Genomic DNA, 1,964 nt, shown 5'->3' with positions numbered 1-1,964 from the left:
CGGACCGCCCGGAAGGCGCGCACCTGCTGGCGGGCGCGCTGAGACTGCTGCGGCCCCGCACCCTGATCGTGCCGCACCACGCGGACCGCCACCCGGACCATTTCGGCGCGTACCACCTCGCCAAGCGCGCCGTGCACCTCGCGGCGCTCGCGAAGGCCGACGTCTCCGGCGAGCCGCACCGTGTGACGCGCGTGCTGCTCTACCAGGGCAACGGACCCGTGGAGGCGAACGTCCTCGTGGACGTCTCGGGCGTGATGGACGTCTGGGAGGCCGCGATCCGCGCGCACCGCAGCCAGTTCACGGGGCCGTACGTCTCGGAGACCGTCACGCCGGAGGTGGTGGAGCGCCGCCGCGCCCGCCTCAGCTACTGGGGTACCTTCCTGGGACGCGCGTACTGCGAGCCCTACGAGAGCGAACTGCCCCTGCTGCTGGACCCCGAGGGCTGGTAGCGGCCCTCACCGTCCGGACGGCTCCTCCTGTGGGGGAGCCGTTTTCGTGCGGCGTTCTCGCGGCTTCCCCACGCGCGGCGTGGTAGACTCACCCTCACAGTCCCAGTCGTTCGTTTGCCCCTTCCTCCTTCGCGTCCCCTCACGGGCCGCGTCTGCTGGACGTTCACGGGCCGCTCCTCCGGGCGCGGACCCGCCGAGGTGGTCGATCCGCGATGCCCCAACGAATCCGCATCTACGGCAAGGAAGCCGTCTTCTCGGGCGGGGCGTGGTCGTGCGACGACGACTCGCTCCTCGCGATGCTGCAGAGCATGATGGACCCGCGCCTGGCGCGCACCGAGGAGGCCGAGCGCGCGCACGCCCTGTACTGCGCGGGCCGTCTCGGCGGGCTGATCCTGCTGGAGACCGGCTGGGTGCCCGCTCCTCACCCCGAGCCGGAGATCCGGCTGGAGGACTTCACGGGCGGCAAGCCCAAGGAGAAGGCGGGCGGGTGGCTGTCGTGGCTGCGCCCGAAGAAATCCGGATGAGGACGAACGGGATGGGCGTCATTGACGTGGGGGGCCGGGGGCGGTACCCTCCCCTCATGGCGAGAGCCGGCCGGACGACGATTTCATAAGGGGCGAACGAACACGTTCATGCCCCTCGCCTGCTCGTCCGAGCAGGTTTTTTCGTTCGGGAGCCCGGTGGGGCTGAAAGGAGCGGAACATGCGGGTCGCGATTGTGGGCGCCACGGGCGCCGTGGGCCACGAACTTCTGAAGGTGCTGGAGACGTCCTCCCTGCGGATCGACGAGCTGCTGCTGTACGCCTCGGCGCGCAGCGCGGGCAGCACGCTGCGCTTCAAGGGCCAGGACGTCGTCATCCGCGAGCTCGTCGACGGGCCCATCGGGGCGGACGTGATCCTCGCGTCGGCGGGCGGGTCCATCTCGAAGCAGCACGCGCCCGCGTGGGTGGCGGGCGGCTCGGTCGTGATCGACAACTCCAGCGCGTTCCGCCTGCAGGACGACGTGCCGCTCGTGATTCCGGAGGTGAACGGCGAGGCGGCCCTCACGCACCGCGGCATCATCGCGAACCCGAACTGCACCACGGCGATCGCGGCGGTGGCGGTGTGGCCCCTGCACCGCGCGTTCGGCGTGCGGCGCATGATCGTCAGCACGTACCAGGCGACGAGCGGCGCGGGCGCCAAGGGCATGGAGGAACTGCTGTCCGGCACCCGTGAGGCGCTCGAGGGCCGCGAGGTCACGCCGAGCGCGTTCCGTCACCCCATTCCCTTCAACCTCATCCCGCACATCGACACCTTCCAGGACAACGGCTACACCCGCGAGGAGATGAAGGTCGTCTGGGAGACCCGCAAGATCTTCGGTGAGCCCCAGCTGAGCGTGTCGTGCACGGCGGTGCGTATCCCGACGCTGCGGGCGCACAGCGAGGCGATCACGCTGGAGCTCGAACGGCCCGCCACGCCGGACGAGGCGCGGGCGCTCCTGGCGGGCGCGCCGGGCGTGGAGGTCGTGGACGACCCG

Annotated in this window: 3 protein-coding genes; all 3 read left to right on the top strand. The window is 71.0% G+C overall.

Features of this window, described 5'->3' with window-relative positions; translation table 11 throughout:
• A partial coding sequence (locus DEIPI_RS39735; protein ID WP_045234224.1) for a bacillithiol biosynthesis deacetylase BshB1 occupies positions 1-449 on the top strand: 449 nt, incomplete at its 5' end.
• Positions 450-661: 212 nt separating this feature from the next.
• Positions 662-973 (top strand): hypothetical protein, encoded by a 312-nt coding sequence (locus DEIPI_RS0112320; RefSeq protein ID WP_027481961.1) that lies wholly within the window; start codon positions 662-664, stop codon positions 971-973.
• Positions 974-1,151: 178 nt separating this feature from the next.
• A partial coding sequence (locus DEIPI_RS0112315; protein WP_027481960.1) for an aspartate-semialdehyde dehydrogenase occupies positions 1,152-1,964 on the top strand: 813 nt, incomplete at its 3' end.

The organism is Deinococcus pimensis DSM 21231 (assembly GCF_000519345.1).
GTDB lineage: Bacteria > Deinococcota > Deinococci > Deinococcales > Deinococcaceae > Deinococcus_A > Deinococcus_A pimensis.
This window is presented reverse-complemented; position numbering and strand designations above follow the sequence as displayed.